At 53.4% G+C, this 20,582-nt stretch carries 13 protein-coding genes and 2 rRNA genes; 7 read left to right on the top strand and 8 right to left on the bottom strand.

Features of this window, described 5'->3' with window-relative positions; translation table 11 throughout:
- The first annotated feature begins 47 nt into the window (after window positions 1-47).
- The 5 genes from LA756_RS23680 to LA756_RS23660 all read left to right on the top strand — a co-directional run bounded on the left by LA756_RS23680 (window position 48) and on the right by LA756_RS23660 (window position 7,254).
- On the top strand, window positions 48-719 hold the full coding sequence (locus tag LA756_RS23680; RefSeq protein WP_224437198.1) for a DUF1349 domain-containing protein: 672 nt from the start codon (window positions 48-50) through the stop codon (window positions 717-719).
- 622 nt (window positions 720-1,341) lie between these two features.
- Window positions 1,342-4,182, top strand: a 23S ribosomal RNA gene (locus LA756_RS23675).
- Between the two features lie 151 nt (window positions 4,183-4,333).
- Window positions 4,334-4,442 (top strand): 5S ribosomal RNA (gene rrf / locus LA756_RS23670).
- A 109-nt stretch (window positions 4,443-4,551) separates the two neighbouring features.
- Window positions 4,552-4,959, top strand: a complete 408-nt coding sequence (locus LA756_RS23665) for a hypothetical protein (RefSeq protein WP_224437197.1) — start codon at window positions 4,552-4,554, stop codon at window positions 4,957-4,959.
- 36 nt (window positions 4,960-4,995) lie between these two features.
- Window positions 4,996-7,254: a type ISP restriction/modification enzyme gene (locus LA756_RS23660; RefSeq protein ID WP_224437196.1), complete on the top strand. Its 2,259-nt coding sequence runs from the start codon at window positions 4,996-4,998 to the stop codon at window positions 7,252-7,254.
- Here LA756_RS23660 and acs read toward each other — a convergent pair.
- The 3 genes from acs to LA756_RS23645 all read right to left on the bottom strand — a co-directional run bounded on the left by acs (window position 7,251) and on the right by LA756_RS23645 (window position 11,960).
- Window positions 7,251-9,206 carry an acetate--CoA ligase gene (gene acs, locus LA756_RS23655; protein ID WP_224437195.1) on the bottom strand — a complete coding sequence of 652 codons (1,956 nt, stop codon included), beginning with the start codon at window positions 9,204-9,206 and terminating at the stop codon, window positions 7,251-7,253. The genes LA756_RS23660 and acs overlap by 4 nt on opposite strands.
- Before the next feature lie 122 nt (window positions 9,207-9,328).
- Entirely contained in the window at window positions 9,329-10,591 is a 1,263-nt protein-coding gene (locus tag LA756_RS23650; RefSeq protein ID WP_224437194.1) for a DUF6807 family protein, read from the bottom strand.
- Between the two features lie 568 nt (window positions 10,592-11,159).
- Window positions 11,160-11,960: a polyprenol monophosphomannose synthase gene (locus LA756_RS23645; protein ID WP_224437193.1), complete on the bottom strand. Its 801-nt coding sequence runs from the start codon at window positions 11,958-11,960 to the stop codon at window positions 11,160-11,162.
- 118 nt (window positions 11,961-12,078) lie between these two features.
- Between LA756_RS23645 and LA756_RS23640 the strand changes: the two genes are divergently transcribed.
- Both LA756_RS23640 and LA756_RS23635 read left to right on the top strand, forming a co-directional pair.
- A complete protein-coding gene (locus LA756_RS23640; protein ID WP_224437192.1) occupies window positions 12,079-13,359 on the top strand; it encodes an MFS transporter in 1,281 nt (426 codons plus the stop codon).
- 440 nt (window positions 13,360-13,799) lie between these two features.
- Window positions 13,800-14,537 carry a hypothetical protein gene (locus LA756_RS23635; RefSeq protein WP_224437191.1) on the top strand — a complete coding sequence of 246 codons (738 nt, stop codon included), beginning with the start codon at window positions 13,800-13,802 and terminating at the stop codon, window positions 14,535-14,537.
- 110 nt (window positions 14,538-14,647) lie between these two features.
- Here LA756_RS23635 and LA756_RS23630 read toward each other — a convergent pair whose 3' ends face one another.
- From LA756_RS23630 to LA756_RS23610, 5 genes are all read right to left on the bottom strand, one after another.
- A complete protein-coding gene (locus LA756_RS23630) occupies window positions 14,648-15,088 on the bottom strand; it encodes a hypothetical protein (protein ID WP_224437190.1) in 441 nt (146 codons plus the stop codon).
- 107 nt (window positions 15,089-15,195) lie between these two features.
- Window positions 15,196-16,140 carry an SDR family oxidoreductase gene (locus LA756_RS23625; RefSeq protein WP_224437189.1) on the bottom strand — a complete coding sequence of 315 codons (945 nt, stop codon included), beginning with the start codon at window positions 16,138-16,140 and terminating at the stop codon, window positions 15,196-15,198.
- A gap of 59 nt (window positions 16,141-16,199) precedes the next feature.
- Window positions 16,200-17,636 carry a hypothetical protein gene (locus LA756_RS23620; RefSeq protein WP_224437188.1) on the bottom strand — a complete coding sequence of 479 codons (1,437 nt, stop codon included), beginning with the start codon at window positions 17,634-17,636 and terminating at the stop codon, window positions 16,200-16,202.
- Window positions 17,637-17,645: 9 nt separating this feature from the next.
- Window positions 17,646-19,043: an ExeA family protein gene (locus LA756_RS23615; protein ID WP_224437187.1), complete on the bottom strand. Its 1,398-nt coding sequence runs from the start codon at window positions 19,041-19,043 to the stop codon at window positions 17,646-17,648.
- Window positions 19,044-19,195: 152 nt separating this feature from the next.
- Window positions 19,196-20,563, bottom strand: a complete 1,368-nt coding sequence (locus tag LA756_RS23610) for a hypothetical protein (RefSeq protein ID WP_224437186.1) — start codon at window positions 20,561-20,563, stop codon at window positions 19,196-19,198.
- Between the last annotated feature and the right edge of the window lie 19 nt (window positions 20,564-20,582).

Here is a 20,582-nt window from a genome sequence, read left to right as displayed (position 1 = left end):
CTCCCACAATTTTCGTTCCTGTTGGTTCACTGAGGAGTCACATCGTGATGGTTCGTGTTTCCTTGAGCATCCTTGTTTGCATTATTGGCCTAGTTTGCAGTGTTGCCGCGGAAGACATTCCAGGCTGGGGGACGCTCGTTGATCCCTTGGGAGATTGCCCGGTCGACTTCACTAACAAAGGTATTCAACTAACGGTCCCGCCGGGGGTCCATCAGCTTAACCCTGTTATGGAGCGAGTTACCGCGCCCCGCATCTGGAACGACGTGGCCGGAGACTTTCTGTTCGAGGCCCGAATCATCGACTTTCCCAGACCCGAAATCGACACCGGTGCCAACGGCAATCGAAGCTATATCGCCGCGGGCCTGGTTCTATGGCAAGACGAGAAAAGCTTTCTGCGATGGACACGCTCAGCAAGTGCCGAAGCGAATGCTGTTTACCTGAGCTGCGAGCAATTCGATAACGCCAAATTCGTGGGTGGCGGCAATTTCAAGCTTGACGATCAGCCAATCTGGCTACGACTCGAGCGTCGCGGGAACACGCTGCGTATGTCCGCCTCCTCCAATGGAAATGACTGGAAGCAGATGATTGAGCGACAAAGCAACTACCAAAACGCCCTCAAAGTGGGCGTCTTTGGTCTCAACGTGACCGACAAGCCGCTGGAGTACCGTTTTGAGTCTCCGTTTTTGCTCCGCCGCCAGGCACCAAAACCAGCGAACTAATGGTCTGCGCTAGCCAAACCAAACATTCTCAAACATTTCCACAAACCACAACATATTACCACACAACCACTTACCGCTTTTCCTCAGTTTTAGCGGTCATTTTTTCACCACCCCCGTTTGACAACCTCGGCCGTACGGTGATACATTACGTCCTTCCAGTTGAGAGTAATTCCTCGACAGGGAAACACCGCTCCGATAAAGAGCGGGCATGATCTTTGACAATTTGGTTGGTAGATGGCATTTGCGTGACGAAGCGATGTCGAGTTCAGGTTTCTGCCTGAGCTCTGCAAAAACTTCGTTGCGACATAAACGATGCAATTTCATAGAGTTATGGTTATTACCAAAAAGTGTTGCTCTTGATTCAGCTTTGGCTAAATCAGGGCAGTGCCGATTTTGAGTGGTAGCCGTTCTTAAAGAGAATCTCGATGTCTGTCGGGCGTCTTTCCAAGTTCAACCTGAGAGGGTTGGCAAGTGAAAACGTCACGCAGCATTGTGAATCGTTACAAGATCGGATCTCAGTGATTGGCTCTTAGACAAGTCAATCACATTAGGTAGTCCGAAATAGTTTGGTTGTTCAAGTTTGTATGGGTGTGCTAACCCTAAGCGAGCTTTGAATATTTGTGGTCAAGCTATTAAGGGCACATGGGGGATGTCTTGGCATCAGAAGACATGGCGTGGAAGACTGCGATAAGCCTGGGGAAGTTGTCAAACGAACGTTGATCCCGGGATTCCTGTTCAACCTAGGGAACTGAAACATCTAAGTACCTAGAGGAGAAGAAAGAAAAATCGATTCCGTCAGTAGCGGCGAGCGAACGCGGAATAGCCCAAACCTTGAGGATTTTCCTCAGGGGGTTGTAGGGCCTCTCATATGGAAGTTACAAAATCACCGACTAGCCGATATGACATGGAAAGGTCAACCATAGAGGGTGACAGTCCCGTAGGCGAAAGACGAGTGATCTTCCGAGAGGTACCTGAGTAGGTCCAGTCACGTGAAACCTGGATTGAATCTGCGGGGCCCATCCCGTAAGGCTAAATACTCTCTGATGACCGATAGTGAACTCAGTAGCGCGAGTGAAAGATGAGAAGAACCCCGACAAGGGGAGGTATGTGAACCTGAAACCATGTGCCTACAAGCGGTCGGAGCCCGATTTATGGGTGACGGCGTGCCTTTTGCATAATGATCCGGCGAGTTACCGTCTGCGGCAGGTTAAGGCCTTACGGGCTGTAGCCAGAGGGAAACCGAGTCTTAATAGGGCGTTAGTCGTAGGTGGTAGACGCGAAACCAGGTGATCTACCCATGAGCAGGTTGAAGCGCGGGTTATACCGCGTGGAGGACCGAACCCACTTAGGTTGAAAACTGAGGGGATGACTTGTGGGGAGGAGTGAAAGTCTAATCAAACCTGGAGATATCTCGTTCTCTCCGAAATAGCTTTTGGGCTAGCCTTGAGCCACTACATACCGGGGGTAGAGAGACTGAATCGGTTTGGGGCCCTTCCCGGGGTACCCTGCTGGACCAAACTCCGAATACCGGTATGACTATCTCAGGAGTCAGTCCGCGAGGGATAAGCTTCGCGGTCGAGAGGGAAACAACCCAGACCGTCTGCTAAGGTCCCCAAGAGATGCTCAGTCACTAAGGAAGTTGAATTGCCGAGACAACCAGGATGTTGGCTTAGAAGCAGCCACCATTTAAAAAGTGCGTAACAGCTTACTGGTCGAGCAATTCTGCGCCGATAATGAACGGGAGTAAGCATTTCACCGAAGCAGCGGATTCGAAAGAATGGTAGGAGAGCGCCGATCGTCAGATACGAGCCGTACCGTAAGGAGCGGTGTTGGGGCGATCGGGTGATTATGCCGGAATGAGTAACGATAAAACAGGTGAGAATCCTGTTCGCCGAAAGCCTAAGGTTTCCTGGGGAAGGCAATTCCGCCCAGGGTTAGCCGGTCCCTTAGTCGAGGCTGAAAAGCGTAGACGATGGACAGCAGGTCAATATTCCTGCGCTACGGTTGTGGACTGATGGAGGGACGGCGTTTCAAAGGTGATCGGACTGGTGGAACAGTCCGTGGGCTCTAGCAAGGTGAGGAATAGGTAAATCCGTCCTCGTAAGCCAAGTTAGAGTGCTGACTCTTCGGAGGTAATCATCAGCGGGACGTCCAAGAAAAGCTTCTAAAGGTTGAAGCAACTGTAACCGTACTAAAACTGACACAGGTAGGCGGGTCGAGAAGACCAAGGCGCTCGGGAGAACGGTGGTTAAGGAACTCTGCAAAATGGCCCCGTAAGTTCGCGATAAGGGGTGCCCCTGGCGGTTCACGCTGCTGGGGGTCACAGTAAATCGGCTCTGGCAACTGTTTATCAAAAACACAGGACCCTGCCAACTCGCAAGAGGATGTATAGGGTCTGACGCCTGCCCGGTGCCGGTAGGTTAAGGAAGCGGGTGCAAGCTCTCGACCGAAGCCCCGGTAAACGGCGGCCGTAACTATGACGGTCCTAAGGTAGCGAAGTTCCTTGTCGGGTAAGTTCCGACCTGCATGAAAGGCGTAATGACTGGAGCACTGTCTCAACCACCGACCCGGTGAAATTGTAGTCGTGGTGAAGATGCCACGTTCCCGCAGTTAGACGGAAAGACCCCGTGAACCTTTACTGTAGGCTGATATTGGTCTGAGATATGTTTTGTGTAGGATAGGTGGGAGGCTTTGAAGTTTGCACGCCAGTGTAGATGGAGCCATCCTTGAAATACCACCCTGAATATGTTTTAGCTCTAACCTAGAATTTCTGTGAATCCAGACTAGGAACAGTGTCAGTTGGGCAGTTTGACTGGGGCGGTCTCCTCCCAAAGAGTAACGGAGGAGTGCAAAGGTACCCTCAGCCTGGTTGGTCATCAGGCATAGAGCGCAATGGTAGAAGGGTGCTTAACTGTGAGACCCATAGGTCGAACAGATACGAAAGTAGGTCATAGTGATCCGGTAGTCCCGTATGGAAGGGCTATCGCTCATCAGATAAAAGGTACTCCGGGGATAACAGGCTTATCGCATCCGAGCGTCCATAGCGGCGATGCGGTTTGGCACCTCGATGTCGGCTCATCACATCCTGGGGGTGAAGAAGCTCCCAAGGGTTCGGCTGTTCGCCGATTAAAGTGGTACGTGAGCTGGGTTCAGACCGTCGTGAGACAGGTCGGTCCCTATCTGCTGTGGGCGTACGAAACTTGAGGAGATTCTTCTTTAGTACGAGAGGATTTGGAAGGACGTTCCTCTGGTGTCCCAGTTGTCATGCCCGTGGCACGGCTGGATAGCTATGAACGGAAAGGATAAACGCTGAAAGCATCTAAGCGTGAAGCCCGCTCCAAGATTAGGTTTCGTAAGTACTTTGTACGAGAGTCCCCTGGAAGACGACCAGGTTGATAGGCCAGATGTGTAAGCTCAGTAATGAGTTCAGCTAACTGGTACTAACGGACGAATGCTTGACCACTTATATTCAACGCTCACTCGTTTGAGCAAACTTGAATACCAAGTGACGATTCACAAGGTTCTCAACAAACCATCGAACGTGTTCGCAAACGCAAACACCTCTACCAAACCAAATTGAGCTTCGTGAGGCCCTCACGTCTCACGAAGTTCCTTCCGGTGACCATATGGTTGTGGAAACACCTGTTCCCATTCCGAACACAGCAGTTAAGCACAACCAGCCGATGATAGTGCCCACCAGTGCGAAAGTAGGTATCGCCGGATTCATTTACATTTCAAAAGCCCCGCTGATCAAAAAGCGGGGCTTTTTTATGCGCTGGACTCTCAGTAAAACTGCATCTGCGTATATATTTCCATCTGCCAGGCAAATCCATTGACTCAATCACCCGAACGTCCACGATTTAATCGCATCAAGAAGAAAGGTGCAGCATCGCCTCTGGTTCTTGCCATTGCTGCGGTCTCTGGCCTTCTTGTAGTTAGTTGCCTGGTATGTGGTGGTCTCGTCTATTTGGGAGTCAACTCCCAGGTAACGTCGCAGATCCAAACCAAGTATGGTGACAACCCAATCGTTCAAGAGCACCTAGGTGAGATTCATTCTGCCTGGATTAACACCGATGCCAGTCACGAGGTGGCGGAAGAGTTAGGCACGCCTGACTTCATTGTTTACGATGTACATGGCTCGGAAGCAGATGGTCAGCTATTAATCAAACAAGGTGACGGCGAGGAGCTCGTCGGTGACGAAGCCATCCTGCGAATGGGATCTGAAGACTACGACTTGTAGCTTTTCGTCTAATCAACAAAATGCAGAGACTCGCCAGTGAGTATCGGGCCTAGGGCCTATCAGTTTGAAAAACAATTGGCTCAGAGTTCTCGTCAGCAACGGCGAGACCGTGGTGTCTTCTATACTCCCTGGATCGTTGCGAAGCAGCTGGTCGCCCAGGCAGACCAAATACTCAAGCAGCAGCTTAATTTGCCAATGGGGCTGGCCGACGTTACCACATGGGCAACTTTTCTATCCAACAACTCGGTCGAGTTGCCCGCCGAGCGATTTTCCCTCGACGATCCATTCGTTCAAATTCTCGAGCCCTCAGCGGGTAGCGGAGTTTTCGTCGTTGCAATACTCGATCGAATCTACGGGAACATTCTCGGTGCGGCTAAATCCAAGAGATACGGTCACACGGACTGGCATCGATTTCTGTCCGAGCAACTTCCAGGGCGATTCCACGCGATTGAGCTAATTCCAGATGCCACCGAAGAACTTGTCGAGTCCGTGGAAAGCTTTTTAAGCTCAACCGGCGTAAATCGCTTAGGCGTTGATCCCGTCGCGATTCTCACTGGCAATGCCCTTGAGCCTGAAATCCATCATCGACTAGGTAGTGCCGCGACGGTAGTGCTAGGCAATCCACCGTATGCTGCCGCGTCGCAGAACAACGGGAATTGGATCAAACAAATTTTACGTGGTCGCACTCCGGAATCAGATTCCCTTCACAGCTATTTTGAAGTGGACGGACAACCTCTGCAGGAGAAGAAACTATGGCTCCACGACGACTACGTCAAATTTCTTCGTGTTGCCCAGTGGCATTTGGAACGTCGCCGATATGGCATCATTGGGCTAGTGATGAACCATGGCTTTCTTGACAACGTGACCTTCCGTGGACTCCGATATCAACTACTCGATCAATTCGACTCGATCGAGATCCTCGACTTAAACGGCAATACAAAAAAACGTGGCACATCTTCTCAGTTAACTCGCGACGAAAGCGTTTTCAACATTGGCCAAGGCGTCGCATTATCGCTGTTTGCCCGAACGCCGACTTCTCGAAAGCCTTCTATCCAGTTTGGAGAACTTTGGGGCCCACGCGATCAAAAGCTACAAAAGCTCGAAGAACTCTCGTGGCAAGAGCTCGCCAAGGAGACCGTTGTCCCGTCAGCCCCTTACTACTTTCTGACACCTCGATCAGATGGTACGTCGGCGGAGTACCACCAGGGCATTCTGATCACGGACCTTATGCCTCAAAGCACGTCAGCGGTTGTTACCGCCCGAGATGCGATCGTTATCGACACCTCTCGCAGTCGTTTACTATCTAGAATCCAAGAGCTACGCGACGGCAACATCTCCGACAGCACTATTCGGAGAAAATACTTCCCTAAACCTCGCTCCAGCAAATACCTTCCGGGTGACACCCGCAGTTGGAAACTGCCCGATGCACGGCAACAACTTCGGGACGACGCTGACTGGGAAGATCGAGTTGAGGCCTGCAATTATCGGCCGTTTGATCGACGCTGGATTTATTGGTCGCCAGGGATGGTCGATTGGCCACGTGGCGAGGTCATGGAATCAATGCGTACCCACCAAGAGTCCTTGGGGTTGATTGTTCGCCGACAAATGCCGCCAGATCGCCCCTGCAATCATTTCTTTGTGGCAGATAGCCTGGTCGTAGATGGCATTCTGCGAAGTGACAATCGTGGAAACGAAACATTGCTTCCGCTAATGATGGGTCGAACAGAGAATCTCAACCGAGACCTCTTGCCGAATCACCTAAACAGGGTCACGTCTCGACAAGTCTTCGACTACATCTATGCTCTCTTTTATTGCGAAGAGTACCGTAGCCGATTTTCCAGCGCCTTACAAATTGCTTTTCCTCGCGTCTTCTTTCCTGAGACTAAAGAAGCCTTCGACACACTTTCGGCGTTAGGGAATCAGCTCGTAAATCTACATTTGGCAAAAAGCACTGCCGCAGTCTCTCCGGATGACGTGAGTTCGTCAGCGGTCATTGCTCCTGGTCATCCTAAATTTCGTGATGGCTTTGTTTGGATTGATCGCAATACGCCGCTTGCGAAAGTCGACTCATCCGCGTGGGGCTTTCATTTCGGAAGCCACCAGGTGTTACGGAAATGGCTCAAAGACCGCCGTGGGTCTAAGCTTTCGTCGAGCGACGTCCATCATTACTGCCAACTCATCGAAATTGTTAAACGGACGCAGTCCCTGATGATTGAAATTAGCGACTGCATAAAAAAGCTCGGTGGGTTCCACCGAGCTATGGGTTTCAAGCTTTCCGACAATGTCAAACGCTAGTCTTCTTCACGAAGCTTTGCGAGCACGGAATAATCTTCCAGCGTTGTGGTATCCCCTACTTCTTCTTTGCCGGAAGCAATGTCACGAAGCAAGCGACGCATAATCTTTCCACTTCGTGTTTTGGGTAACGTGGCCGTGAACCGAATATCATCCGGAACAGCCAACGCACCAATCTCTTTTCGGACATGTTGCTTTAGAATGTCGCGGGCTTCGTCGGTATCGTCCGTTCCCTTTAGCGTGACAAAAGCAGCGATTGCCTCTCCCTTCACCTCGTGAGGACGTCCAACAACAGCTGCCTCGGCCACCAAAGGATGTGAAACCAAAGCACTTTCAACTTCGATGGTGCTCAGTCGATGACCAGCAACGTTAATCACGTCATCGATTCGCCCCATGATCCAGTAGTAACCATCTTCATCACAGCGAGCATTGTCGCCAGCCAAGTACTTGCCGGGAACTTTGGACCAATACGTTTCCTTGTAACGCTCTTCGTCACCCCAGACGCCGCGAAGCATGCCTGGCCAAGGCTGCGTAATCGTCAGCATGCCTCCTTGGTTGGTACCGACCTCGTTTAGTGATTCGTCATAAATCCCTGGGACAACACCGAAAAGTGGCCGCGTACAACTGCCAGGCTTCGTTGCGATAGCCCCTGGCGTGGGGGACATCATGATGCCGCCGGTTTCGGTTTGCCACCATGTATCTACGATCGGACATTTTTCGCCGCCGATCTTTTTGTGGTACCACATCCAGGCTTCCGGATTGATCCCTTCACCGACGGTTCCGAGCAATCGCAGACTGGAAAGATCGTGCTTTTCCACCCACTCATCGCCCCATTTGATAAACGCGCGAATGGCTGTTGGCGCCGTGTACATGATCGTCACTTTGTATTTTTCGACGATCTCCCAGAAGCGCCCTTCATCGGGATAGTTCGGGGCTCCTTCATACATCACACAGGTGGCACCAGCCGAAAATGGCCCGTACACCACGTAGCTGTGTCCGGTGATCCAGCCACAGTCGGCAGTGCACCAGTAGATGTCATCCTCGCGGTGATCGAAGACCCACTCGAAAGTCTTCTTAGCGTACAGGTTATATCCGGCCGTCGTATGCAAAATGCCTTTTGGCTTACCCGTCGAACCGCTGGTGTACAGGATGAACAGTGGCGTTTCACTGTCGAGCGGTGTTGCAGGACAGTCGGCAGAAGCACTCTCCATCAAGTCGTGCCACCAAACGTCTCGCTCCGACTTCATTTCGACGTCGTTACCGACTCGCTTCAGAACAACACACTTTTCAACAGTTTCTGACTTCTCAAGTGCTTCGTCGACGATCTTCTTCAGAGGCAATTCCTTGCCACGTCGCCAACCTGCATCTGCTGTGACGACGACTTTGGCCTGAGCGTCGTTGTTTCGGTCTGCAATTGATTCAGCCGAGAAGCCTGCGAAGATCACCGAGTGAATCGCTCCGATCCGAGCACATGCGAGCATGGCGATCGCCAGTTCCGGCACCATCGGCATATAGAGCGAAACACGATCTCCTTCACGAACCCCCAAACTCTTCAGTGCGTTTGCAAACTTGCTAACTTCGGCGTGAAGCTCCTTGTAAGTCAACGTCCGCTGATCGCCTGGCTCACCTTCCCAGATGATCGCTGTTTTATCAGCGGTCGGTGTCCCAAGATGGCGGTCGAGACAGTTGTAACTGACGTTGGTCTTGCCACCGACGAACCATTTGGCGTCGGGACAATTCCACTGAAGTACTTCGTTATAAGACTCGAACCAGTGGAGCTCTTCCTTGGCAAACTTATCCCAGAATGCGGGCAAGTCGGCCTGGGCTTCGTTCCATGTTTGCTCGTACTCTTCGACCGACTTGACCCGGGCCTTCGAGGCGAACTCTTCGCTAGGTGGGAAGAGCCGCGATTCGTGCATCACGTTGTCAATTTGCCCGGTTTTACCATCCGACATGAACAGTACATCCTAAAAGGGTTGCTAATGATGGAGTGTTTTCCGTTGGGGTGAACACGCGATTTTAGGTACGGCTAACCGACGTGTCAACGAAGGAGTGATGCCACGTGTCATCACCCTGACTAACTATCAACTTCAACGGATACTTTGGGGGGTTGAATGAAGTCGTCTCGCAGTTGCTTTACTTCGGCGACACTCATCTCGCCTGGCTGAAGCCACAGACGGTAATTCAACTCCAACGGGTTGTCCTCGGTCACCTTGGTCGCGAAGTAGGAACCGAATCGTCCATAGTCACGTTCGCTGAAGCGGGCTGGCTTCGGATTCTTGGGGGAGTCGAGATAGCAACAGGTGTATCTCTGATCGAACGCAACGAAGCTCAACGCGTTGAACCCGAGGTTAATATGATCCTTGTTGCCAGGCCAGTTTCGGAACTTGCCAGGCTCGCCTTTGCCGTCGGGGCGAACGTAGTAGGTCTGCTTGGCGGTCTTATCTGGAACATGCTGAGTCGCACGATACTGGAAACCGGCATGCTGAGGATCACCATCGACTTTCAAGTTATCTGCTTTGGCCGTTAGCTCAGAGTCGAAGTCTATTACCTGAGCTCCATCGACATGGTAAACGGTCATCTGGCGGAGCTCGGTAGCGAACGTCTTTCCGTCCTGACCGTTCCAATCGATTTCGAGAAGCTGTCGAGCCATGACGGGGCCAGCCTCTTCCCGGACAAACGCCTGGTGAGCCTGACTTTCCTTTTTATGGCAGTGCCAGACGTCTGCTTTTTTCTCTTTGCCGTCTTGCTCGTAGCTAATGCGGTTGAATCCGTAAAAAATGCCACGATGATGCTGGAACAACCCACCAGGCCCCTTGGTCAGCAAGTTCTCACCTTTGGGATCGAACAAGTGATGGTAGACCTTCATCGTTTCTTGACGACGCGATTCGCTACTGTCGTCGACCGATTCGTACATATAACGTAGAACCGGTCGATCACCATAAAGCAAGTCTTTGTGCTTGCCAGACTCATCCTGGAAACGAAACTTGGTCAAGTCGGACGAGTCTTCCGGAATCGATACCGCAAACTCACGTTCAGGACCGACCAGCGACGCAGGCAACACCAGATGCAACTCGCGAGCGAGTGGATCTGGCGAGTCATTGCCGAGACCAGGCTTCGACAGCTGCCCATAAAGTGGGTCCATGCCATCGGCAGCAAGCTCGACGACGGCTACTTCGGCAAACGCCTTGGGTACCGTCACATCGACTTGAAGCGGAACGGCTCGTTTTGATTCGCCTTGCGAAGCGACTTTCACGTGAAACGAGTCAGCAGCTTTCGCGGACGAACAGAGCACCAGGCCAAGGATGGCGAGACCGGATAAGGGGCGAACGATGAACATCGGTTAGCGTCCTCTCGACGGGGGTAGGCGGGAATAATTCGACCCTACCATGATAAACCCGTGAGGATTCGCAAACCACTAGTGATCAGTTGCGGCAGCGAATTCAGCCCTTCTTACGCCGGGAAAACACGCATTGCGGTAACCATCCCCCTCGAAAGGACTTAGCTCGGACACTTACCGAACCAGTAAGACTAAGCCAATCGGAACAGAATGCCTAAGTTGTCAACGAACGACATCCACGATGGGCGGACTTAGCCTCTATTCTACCAGGGTGTTCACGCGACTTACGGATTTGCTCTAACGCTTGCAAGGACTTGCCGTTACGACGACCCCGTAAAATTGCCTTCAAGTGGAGCGAATTGACTGCCCTTATTTTGCGGCTATTTTCACCCTCAGACTTCGCCCACACTTGCGCGCTATCGATGACTTATGCACCAATACTTCTTGCAAAGAGTGCGCACACTTACTTACAATAGATGAACACCCAGCGAGACGAATTGGGAAGGGAATTCTAAAGCACCTTCTCGTGAATGCTTTCAAGCGTTTTACGAATGCGAAGAGCATTCTTCTAGAATGGTCGCCAAACTCTTAAGCCGAGTTTAAAGATCGTCCAGACAGCGATCATCGCCTTTTGCATGTTGATCTTCGAGCTGCCATGTTCTCGCTCAACAAATTGGAACGGCACTTCGACAAACTCGGCCCCCTTCTCTTTCAAGTGATACAACACTTCTTCAAAGAACGAGTAGCCTTGGCTGAGAAACGAATCGAAATCGATCTGTTTTAACAGGCTCACTGGATATGCCCGGAAGCTTCCGCTGCAATCCTTCATCGGCAGCCACAACATCCAACGGGTATAGATGTTGATCGCGCGACTCATGAAGTGACGTTTGAGCGGCCAGCCAACAATGCCACCGCCAGTGGTATAACGCGAACCGACGACAACTCGGTTGTGTGCATCTCCTTCCTCCCAAGCCGCCAACAGTTCTGGAATTTTTTCAGGCGGATGACTGAGGTCCGCATCCAGATTCACCATCACGTCGTAATTGTTTTCTACGGCATACCGCATCGCGGCAATGATCGCCGAGCCCAGCCCTGGCTTCCCCTTGCGATGCAGGCAAAAAAGATGAGGATTCGTCTTTCGATATTCCTCGCACCAATCACCGGTCCCATCCGGCGAGCCATCGTCGATGACAAGCACATCCACATTCGGCAAAGTGTCCACAAGTCGCTCGACAAAGATCGGCAAGTTTTCGATCTCGTTGAATGTTGCGACTGCAACCAGCACGCGACCTGTCCTCTTGGAAGGATCATCCCCCTTCACAGCATCACTGTGGGAAATCGACTCGGTTTGGTCAGTCGTTTTGCTCATAAGTTCCTGAAATTTTCCGCTTCCAACCCATTGCCAGCCTGTGTCCTGAGTATGGATTTCGACTGATGCGTATACTTACATTCTAACGAGACAAACCATATTACCGAGACGAGGATCCATGAATTCCGCCGTTGTCGCGTCGGAAGAGACGTCGACTGTCCCGCAAATTGCATACGGCCGTGAATTCTGGCTGGCTTACATTGCCAATACTGCGCTGGTTGTCTGTAACAGCTCCCTTTTCCGTTATTTCGACTTTGTCAATTTTCTTGGTGGTGACGAATATGATCTGGGGCTGATTACCGGCTTTGGCATGTGCGGGGCCGTTTTGGCACGCTTCGCTCAAGGTGCCGCGATGGATCGCTTCGGGACCAGGGTCGTTTGGCTCGGCTCGCTGGCCCTGCTTTTGTCGGCAATTTTGGGACACTTAGTTGTTCGGGAAGTCGACGGCGTGGCAATTTATTGCCTGCGGCTTTGCTACATGGTGGGTCTCGCTGGCGCGTTCGGTTCGTCGATCACCGCGATCTCGCTGAAAGCTCCTAAAGGGCGAAGCACCGAATTGATCGGCGTTCTTGGTTCGTCCGGCTTCATCGGCCTCGCGATTGGTCCGCTTGTGAGCGATCTTGTTTTCGCAGGCGACGCCCCTATCGAGAGTAAGATTCAAACGATGTTTCTCGTTTCGCTAACCGCTGCGTTAACGTCGATTGTCTTTACCTACCTGGCTACGCGCGGCGATCGGCCGCGTCGATCAAAGGGGCACCCTTCCCTGCTCAAGCTGATTCGGCAATACCATCCCGGCTGGATGCTGATCATGTCGTTTGCGATGGGAGTTGGGGTGTTGTTCCCACAGATCTTTTTACGCAGCTACGCCAACGAAGTCGGCATTGCGAATATCAGCTCGTTCTTTTTGGTCTACGCGATCACCGCGTTCACATGTCGTTTGTTGACGCGCAGGGTTCCGGAACAGATCGGCGTGAAAAACGCAGCGACGATCGGTATCTTGATTTTGGCGACTAGCCTGACGCTCTATCTTTTGGTTCGCAATCCCTGGCTGCTGCCGATTCCGGCTGTGCTCGGCGGAATGGCGCACGCGTTGATCTTCCCCGCGATCATTGGCGGCGGAAGCATCGCGTTTCCCAAGAAGTATCGCGGCACCGGCACCAATCTCATGCTGGTGATGCTCGACTCCGGCGGATTGATCGGTCAGCCGCTGATCGGTTTGATGATCGCTGGCAGCCGCAAAGCCGACCTGCCTGCCTATCCGATCACGTTCGTCACGATCGGCGTTCTGCTTACGGTGATTGCCCTGCTAAACCAACGCTTCGGCAAGCCGGTCATCGCCCAAGAAGACGACCACCCCGAAATCGAAGAACGCTCGCACTGTGTCAACGAAAGCCTGTAAGAGGTGCCATGCTCACGTCCGCGTGGGCATGTCTTCGGACATTGGTACGCGAGATTTCTTATCTAGGGTAGTCCGATTTGCTTGCAAACCGCGGAACGCAGCAAGCAGATATGTGCCGTGCGGTCGACTCATCGAAAAGACCTCCATTCGGCTTCGCCTCCCCAGGTTGCAAGCAACCATGGGCTACCCAAATGATAGGCCGTAGGGTGCGTCTCGACGCAGCATAAGTTGCGCTGGACGGACGGCTCGACAGTTCTTGGTGCGTCGAGACGCACCCTACGTTTTGTTGACGCGGTTTGGCTCGTTTGAATTCGCCATCTTCAGCGGCGTGCAATTCCAATTCTTTGCACCGATTTCTTTTCGATGCTAGAAAATGAGAAGCCCTTTTCGAGTTGACTAGCGAGATCCAGACGGTCGGCAATCTGCCTTGGAGATCACACGTGCTTCGATTTCTGCTCTGCTTTTTGGCCATGTTTTGTTGGGCGTTGGATTGTTGTGCCGACGAGTTCCACGATCGACTATCCGAGATCGAGGCGCAGCGACCTGATGAGTCGAGCCGTGCCCAAAAGATTCGTCACTATCGATCGTTGATAGCTGACAACACCGAACATCCTGACGTTGCCGAAGCAATGTACCGCATTGCCAATTTATGGCAAAACGGCACACCAGGGACCGAAATGGAACCGAATCCAGAACTTGAAATGTGGTGGCTGCAGCAAACGAAAAAGGCTGCAAACCCGAACAGCGATCTATGGTTCGACGTTCGATTCCGCATCGCTGGACGATTGGATCGAAAGCATCCTGAGTCAGCAAAAAACGAACTTCAGGCAATTCTTGACCACTCGAATAGTTCCATCATTGATGCCCGGGCCCATCACCAGCTCCAACGCCTAGCCATACATCATGACGACCTCGAAGAGGCGGAACGTATTTGCCGAATGTTGCAAGATTGGATGAGCGATCAGGCGCTTCACCCTTCTACGACATATGCTAAAGGCCAGTTCTTTGAACCGATTCAAGCGAGCGCTGCCACGATGATGAATGCATGGGCAAAGGGGAGCGGCCCCAAAGAGTTTCGCCGCCAGAAGATTGATGCCCTTCGAGACGATTATATCGGTCGACAATACATGCAAGAATTACACGACCACGCGATCGAACGCCTGGAACAATGGCCGTAGGGTGCGTCTCGACGCACCATGGGTTGGGGGTAGAACTCGGCCATTGGCAACTGCGTGGAAACGCTATGCGTGCCGTGGTGTGTTGCGATGGTCAAAAGGTTTAGCGATTCCTAATCCCATCTTCGGTAGCGTTCCAATCCGAGTGACTCAAACTCGTCTTTACCTACAGCGCATACGACACCAAGTAACTTCAGTGCCTTGTTAATAGGTCCAATTGAGGCGCGCTCAGGCGCCATAAGCATTTTGTTTCCTTGATAGACGGCGGCAACTTGATACCCTTGGCCACCAAAGTAATCGGTCTGCAGGATTGCAAACGGAGTATCCCGAGCAATCTCGTGTACGATATGATGCACGACAGAAAAGTTCAGAAGGGGCTCGTCAGCAACGACACCATGAATTCCGAGGCGATCGGCCCAAGCATCGACATAGTTGGAACCTAACGCGATAAGCGTAAAGCCAGAGGCACAAGAAAATTCAAGTACCTCAAACTCCCGGGCACGCTCAATGTCGACATCTCCGGCAACAACAACCGCATCGATATCGTGACTCATGCATTTGCCCCAATTTATACCCGCTTGGACATAAACATGGGATCCGAATTAATTCCAATTACTGGTGCGTCGAGACGCACACTACCGCTATTAGAGCGTTGCAATGACTACGCGCGTTGCATGGCCAGTTCGCGGTAGTATTGGATCGAACGCTGGAGGCCTTCGTCGAAGTCGATTTCGATTTCGTAGTTGAGCAGCTGCGTGGCCAATGTGTTGTCGGCCATGCTGTCGCGAACGTCGCCAGCGCGGGGTGGGTCGTGTTTGGCTTGGATGTCGGTACCGAGGTATTCGTTCAGCAGTTTCAACAGCGTCAGCAGCGACGTGCTTTTACCGTTGGCAACGTTGATCACCTTTCCGGCGACGCCATCGGCAGACATCGCAGCCAGGTTGGCGTTGACGATGTTCTTCACGTAGGTGAAATCACGCGACTGCTGACCGTCGCCGTAAACGACCGGCTGCTTGCCATCGAGCAGAAGCGTCAGGAAAATCGGAATGACCGCCGAGTAAGGGCTGTCAGGATCTTGTCGCGGGCCAAAGACGTTGAAGTATCGCAGGCCAACCGTTTCCAAACCGTACGTGTGATAGAAGGCCTGGCAGTAATACTCTCCGGCCAGCTTTGCCACGGCATAGGGGGAAAGCGGAGCCGGTAGATCGGTTTCGCGTTTGGCGAGGAATGGTTGATCGCCGTAGGCACTGCTCGAGGCGGCGTATACCACGCGTTTCACGCCAGCTTTGCGGGCCTCGTTCAACACGTTGAGTGTTCCCGTGACGCAGTGCAAATTGGTATCGAGCGGGCGTTCGACACTGAGGGGAACGGAGGCCAATGCGGCTTCATGGAATACATACTCGACCCCATCCAGCGCGGCCGCAAGCTGCTCGGCTTGGGTGATGCACCCTTCGACGAACGTTGCGTTTTCGTGCTGCGCGATGTTGGTGCGACTGCCGGTGCTGAGGTTATCGTAGATGACCACTTCGTCGCCGCGAGCGAGTAAGCCGTCGACGATATGAGAACCGATAAAACCGGCACCACCGGTAACAAGGTATTTGGCCATGGCACTTCGACTGGGTGAGGGGACGCGCGGGGGCAGAGTTAAGCAGCCAAGTATAGCACTTATTTCAAGACGTTGGCGGCAATGAGCCCGGCCGGTTCGATCCCGAGTTGGCGGTAACAGTCGACGGCGGCCTGAATGTCTTCCCGCGAAACCTGCCCGAGGTTGGCCTGCAAATAGGTACGCTGGGCGACCTGAGCGAGCAGCCACGATGCGGAAATATCAGGACCTTCGCCGGAGATGAGCACGATGTCGTACGACTTCAAAATCTCTCGGAGCTGATCTCGGAGCGAAGTCGAATCTTGCTCGCCGCCGGTCAGCATGAACGATGACTTGCCCGCTGGCGTAAACGCGACGCCTGATTCTTGATCGTGATAGGTACCATCTTGCGGATAGGTTTCGCGGCGAACGGTCTCGAACAAGCCCGCATGATGCCGCAGCCCAAGTTGATCGGACAACGTCTTCGCTCGTAGTGCCCCGTCGATTACGAAGACTCGACACGACTGCTGACTTAGCCACGCCGCCAAATGCAAAACGAGCGACGCGGAGCTGCGATCGGGAACGCAGGTCCCCAGAAAGAAGACCTGACAGGCATCCTCCTGATTGCCAATCATCGATTCGGCCAGCTGAGCGAACTCGTCTTGAACTCGGGGCTGATCGAGGGCCGAGACTGCCTGGCGGAGGGGATCGATGTTGGGAATCGGTTTCTCGATCGTCGGCGGTCGCAACTGCGGCTTGAAGACGCCAGCGTTTTCCGCACGCGCCGCTGCGGCAGTTAGTTTCGGAGCGACAGGCTTCGCGGGCTCTGGTTTCGCGGTCTTAGTTTTCGGAGCTGCTGGCTGTGGAGGTGTTGGCTTTTCCGGCGGAGCAGAAGCGGGAACTTCGATCACTACCGGAGCGGGCGGGGCAGCTTGGGCTTGGACGCGCTTTTCAAACTCGTCCAGCTTTTTCGCGAACACCTCTTCTTGCAGTTTGAGTTGCCCGCGAAGTTCGGACTGGATGGTCTTCAGTTCTGACTCGATCGATTGCGACGAATGCTGATGCGACTCGAGCGTGTGCCGAAGCTGGACGATTTCTTCTTCGTGACGCTTGTCATGAGATTCGAGCTGCTGCTTGACCTGTTTGACTTCCTGGGCAACGGCATCACGTTGTCGAACCACGACGGCCAGCTGCTGAGTGAGCTTGCGGATCAGCTCCGTTTGTTCCGGCGATGGCTGTGGTGCGGCCGGTTCGGGTTTCGGCGTCGCTTCCGGCGAACGTTCCGCATGAACCGGCTCTGCTTTCTTAGGCGACTGCGACTGTGGTTCGGCCTCGGGCATTACCAAAGTTTGCGTGACCGGGTGCGAAGGAGCCGCGGCGGCAGTCGGCTCCTTCGCTTGAACGGGCTCGATCGGGACCGCAGGCGACTTCTCGACAGAACCGGGCGTGCTCCCTTGGCTGGGGGACGCCTCCGGTTCCTGAGATTGCAGGCCTTGCAGTGCTTTCAGGAATCGAGCCATGTTTGCCGCTTACGCGTGTTCGCGTCGCAATTGAGAGAACAGTTGACGATAAGTACGACGACGCGGGGCTGGCATCTTCGGATGCTCCGGCTGAGCAGGCTTCTCTTTGGGCTGCTCGATCACAATGATGTCGCGATCGTCCAAATGCGAGAAGCTGGTCGAATCGGTCGAGAAGTCTCGCGTGACAATCATTCCTTCGGCGGACGCGTACTCAGGCTGTACGACGTCAACTTCCGATGGGTTATCGTCCGAACCGACCAGGAACGCCGCGATCTCGGAATTGCGTGGACTGACGACACGGCGGAAGCCAGAGAATTCCTGGTCGCCCAACGAAGCGAACCGATCGAGCACGATCTCTTCCTTCTCGAACTTTTCCTCGAAAGGGTTTGTCGCGTTCTGGAACGTCAGTTCGACTTCCGGTTCTTCGATCGCTTCAGGGCTGAACTCTTCTTCGTCGAGCTCGGCGACTTCTTCATGGAAGCGGACCACTTTGGGGAAATCGGCGACAGGTTCCAAGGTGTCGTCTTCCAAGCTGCCGAACTCGATCAAGTTGTCCGTCGAGTGGGCAGAATCTTTTCGCAGCTGGCGTTTTGGGGCTGGCAGTCGCTGCAGATCGGCCCAGGCCTCTTCGATTCCGTCGGCGTCGATCCCGGTTTGATCTCCCAGGGCCGCCAGCAGCAAAGCATGATCGCAGATTTGATTGACGATCCGCGGGACGCCTTGGCTACGTTGGGCAATCGTTTCGATCGCCGTGTCGTCGAACAACCCGCGGCGAACGCCTGCCTGCTTGAGCTGTTGTCGAACGTAGGTCGAGACTTCGGAAGTCGACAGTCCCTGGAGATAGGCACGAGCACCAATACGCTGATTGAACGACGTCAGGTAAGGGCTCGCCAATCGTTCTTCCAGTCCCATGCCTCCCAGCAGCACGATCGAAACACGCGACCGTGATTGGCCTGCGAAGTTGGTCAGCAGTCGCAGTTCTTCCAGCAAACGAATCGGCAGCAGATCCGCCTCGTCGACCAGGATGACGATTCCCAGTTTTCGGCGGCTATCGATTCGTTCGACATATTCTGCGAACTGGATTCGCAGTTCCCCTTCTTCCAAACCACGGCAAGGGAGATCCAACGCGTACGCAATCGCTTGCAGCAAAGCGCGACGCGAACCGCAGTGGCCGCTATTAAGACGAACGACTTCGAACTGATCTTCCAACTCTGCTTCCAGACGCAATGCAACGGTCGACTTGCCGAGGCCTGGGGGCGAGATCAGAGTGCCGATTCCTTCATCGCGGCGAACACATCGCAAAAGAGTCTCGACTGCTTCGGTATGGGTATCCGATTCCACATAGCCAACGAGCGAGGGGACACTGGGGAAAGGGCGATGGGTTAATCCAAAGAATTCTTCGTACATGGTCATCCGTGTCCCGGGGAAGGGTATGATTTCCGCATCCATGCGGTTGGTCGAGCATCTCACGAAACAATGCGGCCTTTCTTTGCATCGGCATTTTGCCCCTAGTTTCTCCAAACGGAGGGGCACGAAGGTCGATTGTTGAGTCGTAACGGTTACGGGGCAAAACTACGCAGCAGTTCGCGGACCGCCCCTAAGGGGTCTTCCATTAGCTGCTGACTAAACTGTGGTTGGGTCAAAACTGCTAGCACGATCAGCCCGATCAGGCTCACGATTGCCAGTTCGGCCGCTCGTGATAACAAGTAAGAAGCAGCACCCCAATTCCAGCCTCGCTGAGGTGACTCATCCCAATCACCACCCACGGTGACTGAGGCAGTTACCGGAATTGGCGATGCGGCAGACAACTTACTGACGGTATGAATCATGCGAGGGCTCGCTGCGCCGGAGGCCAATTGATAGGCAATCAGCCCGGCAAAGATCGCCCAGCCGCCGAGTACCAGCAGCGCCGTCGATCGCCAAACGCCACCCAGCGCGGCAACATGAACATCGGCCGGAATCGTCATCGTGATTCCGTGGATGAATCCCAACGCTTTTTCAGCATCTTCTTGTCGAACTTGAATATTCGCGAGAACGGACTCCGCTTCTTGTCGCTGCTGCTGAAGCGCTGCGATTTGATTTTGACGATCCTCTTCCGGAGAGGTTGGCTCCAGTGTCGGCGGTGGTGTTTCCTTTTCATATTCCGGAAGGGAAGCCAGTTGCTCTTCGGCCAGTTGAACCTTGCGGTGCTGATCGACAACCACGGGGTGCTTCGGAGTTCGGGTTTCCAACAAGGTACGCAGCGTGGCCTGACTTGTGGCTAGTTCCTGCGAAGCGGCGACCCACTTGGGGTTTCGTTTCCGCTGCGGGACAATCGGCTGCAGCTTTCTTGGTTCGGCAGGCCCCTTCGATTTGAGGGCGTATAACTGGGCATCCAAATCGGCCAACTGCTGTTTGGTACTTCGCAGTTGATCGACGTAGGTTGCTTCGATCCCTTCGATCTTCTCTTGCTGCCAGGTTTGAAACTCGGTTTTGAAGTCGTGCAAAATTCTTTGCAGCAACTGCGAACTACTATCCCGAGAGTCTCCGTAGAAACTGAGTTGAAGCGAGATCTTTCCACCAACGCGATTGGGCGTGACGGTCAAGCGGCGACGCAACATTTCCAACGCCCGCTGAGGAACGGAAGTGCCCAGTTCGTTTTGCAGTTTAATATCGTCGGCCAGGTAAGCGGTTAACTGTTTGTCGGTCGTCGTTGCTTGCAGAATCTCTTCGACCAGCGGTTGAAGATGGGCATGGGCTTCCGACTCCTGCGAGTCACTGACGATGGTAGCCGTACCATCGGCGACGTAGCCAGACTTGCCGGTCCGGCACCAGGGTAGCCCCACGATCAAGACCGCCAACATCACGACCGCCGAGCGGTACCAGACTTGAAAGCGTCCCTGCTTCGATCGGGGCGGGGTGTAACTCGGTTGAGACAGCGAAACCAAACGGGTCACCCTGAGCAAA

Source organism: Bremerella sp. TYQ1 (genome assembly GCF_020150455.1).
Taxonomy (GTDB): domain Bacteria; phylum Planctomycetota; class Planctomycetia; order Pirellulales; family Pirellulaceae; genus Bremerella; species Bremerella volcania_A.
Note: the sequence above shows the minus strand (reverse complement) of the source record. Positions and strands in the feature narration are given on the sequence as shown.